Consider the following 5,975-nt stretch of genomic DNA (forward strand, 5'->3'; position numbering starts at 1 on the left):
AATCAATATCTTAACTACAAAGAAAGAGCAATAAAAATTTCTCCATTACCACAAATTGACAATTCCTTATTACAATCACAATTCCCTATAAACACACTATCTCCCATTTTAAGAGAAATTCTATTATTAAGCTGAACTTTTCCTTTTATAACTAATAATATCATAACACCAACTCTTTCAAAGTAGCTCTCTCCACCTATACATTTGTGAAACAAACTTAAATTGGTACCTGGCAACTTAAATACATCACAACCATCAATATTTTCACTCTTTAACAATGAAAAAACTCCCTCCTCAAACTTTCCAACCTTCAACATTTCATCTTTATCAATATGTTTAGTTGTAAAACCTGCTCTAATGACATTATCAGAATTAGTCATAAGTTCAATGCATTCACCTTTAAGATAAGCATGAACTTCTCGACTTTCAGTATAAAAAACTTCACCTGTTTTTAATTTAAAAATATACATTCCCAAAAATACCAAAAGACCAATATCAATACCATACATTTTATAAATTTCATTAAACCAAAAAGCCCTAAATTCATCTATAAAATTTAAATTACTTAACACTTTATAAATAATATTCTCAATTTCAAATTCGTGTAAATCAAATAAGGTTTTTACAAACGATTCATGTGTCATAAAATTAAAATCCAATCCTAAACTTCTATAAATATAGTTAATGCCATCAAGTGGCAAAAAACCTTTAAGAGCATAAAAATCACTCAAAGCATAAACAAGCTCTACTTTAGGATTTTCATCCTTATAAATTCTCTTAGAATCATCAATAACTATTTTTTTATTATTTTCAAGCGCAAAGCCTTTTAAAGCAATATCTTTTGAAGGATGTATCTGAAGTGACAAAGGTTTATGAACTGAAAGAATTTTAAATAAAAACGACAATTCATTCCCAAAACCTAAAAGCTCTTTATGTATTTCTAAAAAATTAAAAAGAGAAACATATTGACCATCAACTAATATTTTACTAGAAAATGTTTTATGTGCACCAAGCCACATTTCAGCTTTTGGCAAACCGTCTTCTTTTTGTCCCAAAAGAGAAGGGATGAAACCATATCCACCCCAATCATACTCCTTAATCTCATTTTTCATCAAAAATATATTATCAACACTCATTTAGATACCTTAACCTTTAAAGATTTCAAAAAAATAACTACACTTGTTGCCACCGCAACACCAACAGCTATTGCAACAAGAAATCCAAATTTATGATCAACAACAGGTAAAACTATTGGCCCCCCATGCGGAGCATGATCTGCAACGCCCCAAAATGCTGCAATAATGCTTGAAACAGCACCTCCAAGCACTATCGAAGGCAAAACTCTTGCAGGATCACTGGCAGCAAAAGGAATAGCACCCTCACTAATGCCAATAAAAGAAATCAAAAATGATATTTTTCCCGATTCTCTCTCTTCCTCTTCAAATAATTGTGGCATAATCAAAGTAGCAAGTCCCATAGCCATAGGAGCAACAGGAATAGCTGATGCAACCATACCCATTATTTGTGGCACACTAGGAATCATACCAACACCAAAAAGAAATGCAACTTTATTAAAAGGCCCTCCCATATCAATTGATACCATAGCACCAAGTACTGCCCCAAGTAACAACTTTCCTATAATACCATGAGCATCTGAATTACTTTGAAGCTCCTTAAGACCATTCTCAAGAAGTCCCATAAATTGGGCAATATAAACACCTCCGTAAATCATGAAAAATCCAATAATAACAGTACTTATTAAAGGAATTACAAATATAGGCATTATAGGCCTAAGCCATTCAGGTATTTGTCTTCTTGCTATCCATCTTGCAATAAAACCTGCCATAAACCCTACAAGTATGGCTCCTAAAAATCCTGCTTTAACATCCCTGGCAAGAACTCCTCCCACAAGACCTGGTGCAAGACCTGGCTTATCAGCAATTGACATTGCAATAAATCCCGAAAGCACTGGCAACATCATACTAAAAGCCACACCACCAATATCTGTAATTGTCTTATAAAAAGGATATTGCTCAAAATTTGGACCACCAGAACCAACCCCTGCAAGAGATATACCAAAGGCTATTAAAATACCACCACTAGCCACAATTGGAACCATAGGAGAGACGCCACTCATTAAATATTTGTAAAAGCCAGATTTGCTATTATTAGAATTATCCTTTAAAGTATTCATACCTTTAAATGTTAACACTGGAGCACTAAATGCTTCTTTAATAACATTCTCTACATCGTTAATAGCCCTTGCAGTCGAAATCTTATAAACTCTCTTTCCATCAAATCTTAACTCATCAACATCTTTATCTACTGCAAGTATTACAACATCAGCAGCTTCAATATCCTCTTTTTTTAAAGGATTATCAATACCAATAGAACCCTGAGTTTCAACTTTAATGCTATATCCCTGTCTTTTAGCTTCAACTTCAAGCTTCTTAGCAGCAATATATGTATGTGCAATTCCTACAGGACAAGCACATACGGCCAATATATTCTCTGTCCTAGAAATACTAAAATCACTCTCTAAATAATTATTTTCAACATTTTTTATATAAGAATAAATTTCATCAGAATTATTTCCATTTTTTAAAAAATTTTTAAAATCATCATTTTCAAATAATCTGGCTATAAAAGCTATTGACTTTATATGCCCAGTACCTTGTTGATCCTTTGACATACAAATTAAAAATATTAAATTAACAGGAGGATTATCATCAGACCATTTTATACCATTACCCTTTATGTAAAGCAATGAAATAAAACTGATACTAACAACATCTCCTACAAAATGAGGAATAGCAACTCCATTTTCCCAAGATGTATCACCAATATTTTCCCTATCAAGCAATCCTTGCATAAATACTGATTTATCATTTGTATAACCTTTCTTACTTACTTCTTCCACTAAAAAATTAAGTGCTTCATCTTTAGAACATATTGTGGACGATACAAAAATAAGCTCCTTTTTTAAAAAATCTAAAAACATAACCTTAAACCTCCTAAGTACTTAAATTAATTTTATCACAGTACAAAGATTAAATTTGTATTCCCCATCTCACTAACACTTCTTTATTTGCAAATAATTGTATATTAAGTGATAAGAAAGATTATTATGAAAAAAATAAACAAAGTACTTATTATTATCATGAATTAATCAATATTCATTAAATAATGAGATAAAAAATAAAGAAAATAAAATTTCAAATGAAAAAACACAAAAAAAAGATGAAATCAATAAAAAAAATTTACCTTTAAAAGAAAAATCAAAAAAAAATAAAAATAGTATATTCTCAATAAATAGAGGTTTTATCTATTCAACAGGTATAGGACTTGGAACAGGATTCTTTCTCAATGCAGAAAACAATCACATAATATTTAGACCCTATTATACATTCGCCACAAATAATCTTGATTTTATGGCTGTTTGCATGATTTTAATGATTGAAGATTACAATGTATCTAAAAAAATCCAATTCTCAAGTACTTATATTGGTATAGGAATAAATTGGAATATCATTAATTTCTTTCAAAAACTAAAATACTTATCTACTAGTATGGGTATTGGAGGACGATTTTACCTATCAACAAATTTAATAGGAAATTTTAGGTTTTATAATAAAATACCTTATGTAGTAGAACCATATATATTTTTTGAATTTTCTACAAAAGAATCTATTTCTTACCTTAATATATACTCAAAAGTCGAATGTTTATTCCTTGACACTTTTCATATTTCATTTAACTTTGGTATTAGATATAATCTAAAAAATAAAAAAGGGGAAAATCAATGAAAAAAAAATCAAAAATCTTAATTATTCTCTACATATCAATTTTAATAGGATTTTTATTCCTACATCAAAACCCAAAAATCGTCAATAAAATAAAAGAAATAGCTTCTAATTATTTAGAAGAAATTAAAAATAGATTTTATAGACCTCAAATTCCAATAAAACTACAAGAAGAATATCTCTTACCACAGGGATATTTTACTACCCAAGTATTACACAAAAAATATTATTCTTTAGGATATGCTGAACATGCAAGACAATCAGAATGGGTAGCTTATCAATTAAAAAGAGAAATGGTTGAATTAGCTTTAATCTTAGTTAAAGAAAAAAAAATCACGCGAAGTAAAAAATTTTTTGAAGATCCAGATATCAAAGGAATTGCACCAAAATTAAGTGACTACCTACACAGCGGATATGATAGAGGACATATTGTTAGTTCTGCTGATATGTCTTTTTCTAAAGAGGCTATGAGAGAGACTTATTTTTTATCAAACATTTCTCCACAAAAAAGTTCATTCAACTCAGGAATTTGGTCTAAACTTGAACAAAAAGTTAGAAAATGGGCTATTTCAAAAGAAAAGATTTATATTATTAGCGCAGGAATCTTGACGGAAAACCAAGGATTTATTGGAGACAACAAAATTTTAATTCCAAAAAACTTTTATAAAATCGTGTTATCCTTAAACAACAAGAGCAATAATTATGAAATTGTAGCTTTTATTATTCCAAATGAAAAAGCTAAAGATACAGATTTAAAAAATTACGTTGTGAACGTAAATTCAATTGAAGAGAAAACAAAAATAGATTTTTTTGCAAAACTTGATGCTAAAATAAAAAAAATAATCAAAATGCAAAAAAATATATCTTCTTGGGAACTTAAATGAAAACACTATTTTCAAAATTAAATTTCTTTTTATTAACGACCGTTAGTCTAGGAATAATTGTTATATCAATATTTATTTATTACCTAAATGCCAGCATAAACTTTTATAATTATCTTAGTAAAATATACAATACAAATACATTAGCTTTGGTCAACAAATTTTTTATATTCAACATTGGCATCATAGGATCCATTTGGACATATATCAATTACAAGAGAACAAACAATATACAATTCGTATTTTTTTATTGTTTTATTTGCTTTTATATAATTGAACCCATTGCAATTTTTAAATATTACCTTTTAAGCAATACATTGAGTTTAGAATTGTATTCTTTAATGAAATTTTATCACTTAATAGTCATATTTTCATTACTAAATTTATTCTTTTTAAGTCTATATATATGTGATTTTCAAATAAAATCAATAACTTATACCATTTATTTAATTTTTACTTTCTCAATGATTTATAGCTATTTAATACCTATTAATGCTTATCAACACACAAACGACTTTTTCTCTCCAATAAAAAATAATAAATTATACATCTATTTATTCCTACTACTAATATTAATGAACTTCCTGGTAGCATGTTTAAGAAAAAAAAACTTAAGTTATTTGCTACTCTTTGTATCAACATCATTAATAGTATTAGGAACTTATTTAAATTTGATCGAAATACCTTATGCATTCATACCAATTTCAATAGGAGTACCAATATACTTACAAGAATCAGGCAAACTCTTTTTTTATTGGCTATAAAAAGTCAAGCTCAATAACTTCAAGTTACCAATAAAAAAGATAAAGTTGCAACTCCTACAGGCAAAAATAAATTATCGTATTTTGCAAAATCAAAAAGTTCAACAAGCATAGATCCCATACCAACAATTAAAGCCATAACAAAATTGGGAACAAAATAATAGCACACTATAAAAGCAACAACAAAAACAGAAATGCTTCCTGCAAACGTTTTATTATTTACAAGTTTAAAAGATGGAATAAGCTTACCAAAAAGACTTGCAAGCCCATCTCCAATACATGCAGAAAATATTCCAATATAACTAAAAGGTTTAGCTATAAAAAAATAAGTACAAAACATACTGACTATTAAAAATATTGGAGAGAGATATATTTTACAAAAAGGGACTTCTCTAGTTTTCACTAGTATTTCTGATATATTTCCTAAAAAAAATATTTTTTTTTCCATGACTCTTAACAATTCTAATATCAGGTAAATAATCATAAAAAATAAGCTTGCAACAAAACCTATCCACAAATTCACTTTATAT

6 protein-coding genes are annotated in these 5,975 nt (G+C 28.3%); 3 read left to right on the forward strand and 3 right to left on the reverse strand.

Annotated elements, in window-relative coordinates; genetic code table 11:
- Positions 1–14 precede the first annotated feature (14 nt).
- Entirely contained in the window at positions 15–1,136 is a 1,122-nt protein-coding gene (manA, locus tag BN1173_RS02045; RefSeq protein ID WP_040236304.1) for a mannose-6-phosphate isomerase, class I, read from the reverse strand.
- Complete coding sequence (locus BN1173_RS02050; RefSeq protein ID WP_082020240.1) at positions 1,133–3,001, reverse strand: fructose-specific PTS transporter subunit EIIC; 1,869 nt, start codon at positions 2,999–3,001, stop codon at positions 1,133–1,135. The genes manA and BN1173_RS02050 overlap by 4 nt, the downstream gene beginning before the upstream one ends.
- A 163-nt stretch (positions 3,002–3,164) precedes the next feature.
- Between BN1173_RS02050 and BN1173_RS04840 the strand changes: the two genes are divergently transcribed.
- From BN1173_RS04840 to BN1173_RS04800, 3 genes are read left to right on the forward strand one after another with little or no spacing between them, the layout of a single operon-like run.
- On the forward strand, positions 3,165–3,806 hold the full coding sequence (locus tag BN1173_RS04840; protein ID WP_052456020.1) for a hypothetical protein: 642 nt from the start codon (positions 3,165–3,167) through the stop codon (positions 3,804–3,806).
- Complete coding sequence (locus BN1173_RS02060; RefSeq protein WP_014696271.1) at positions 3,803–4,687, forward strand: DNA/RNA non-specific endonuclease; 885 nt, start codon at positions 3,803–3,805, stop codon at positions 4,685–4,687. The genes BN1173_RS04840 and BN1173_RS02060 overlap by 4 nt, the downstream gene beginning before the upstream one ends.
- Positions 4,684–5,448 carry a hypothetical protein gene (locus BN1173_RS04800; RefSeq protein WP_014696272.1) on the forward strand — a complete coding sequence of 255 codons (765 nt, stop codon included), beginning with the start codon at positions 4,684–4,686 and terminating at the stop codon, positions 5,446–5,448. Before BN1173_RS02060 ends, BN1173_RS04800 begins: the two co-directional genes overlap by 4 nt.
- Before the next feature lie 19 nt (positions 5,449–5,467).
- Here the strand turns inward: BN1173_RS04800 and BN1173_RS02070 are convergent.
- A partial coding sequence (locus tag BN1173_RS02070; RefSeq protein ID WP_040236322.1) for a diacylglycerol/polyprenol kinase family protein occupies positions 5,468–5,975 on the reverse strand: 508 nt, incomplete at its 5' end.

It is taken from the genome of Borrelia crocidurae (genome assembly GCF_000825665.2).
GTDB lineage: Bacteria > Spirochaetota > Spirochaetia > Borreliales > Borreliaceae > Borrelia > Borrelia duttonii.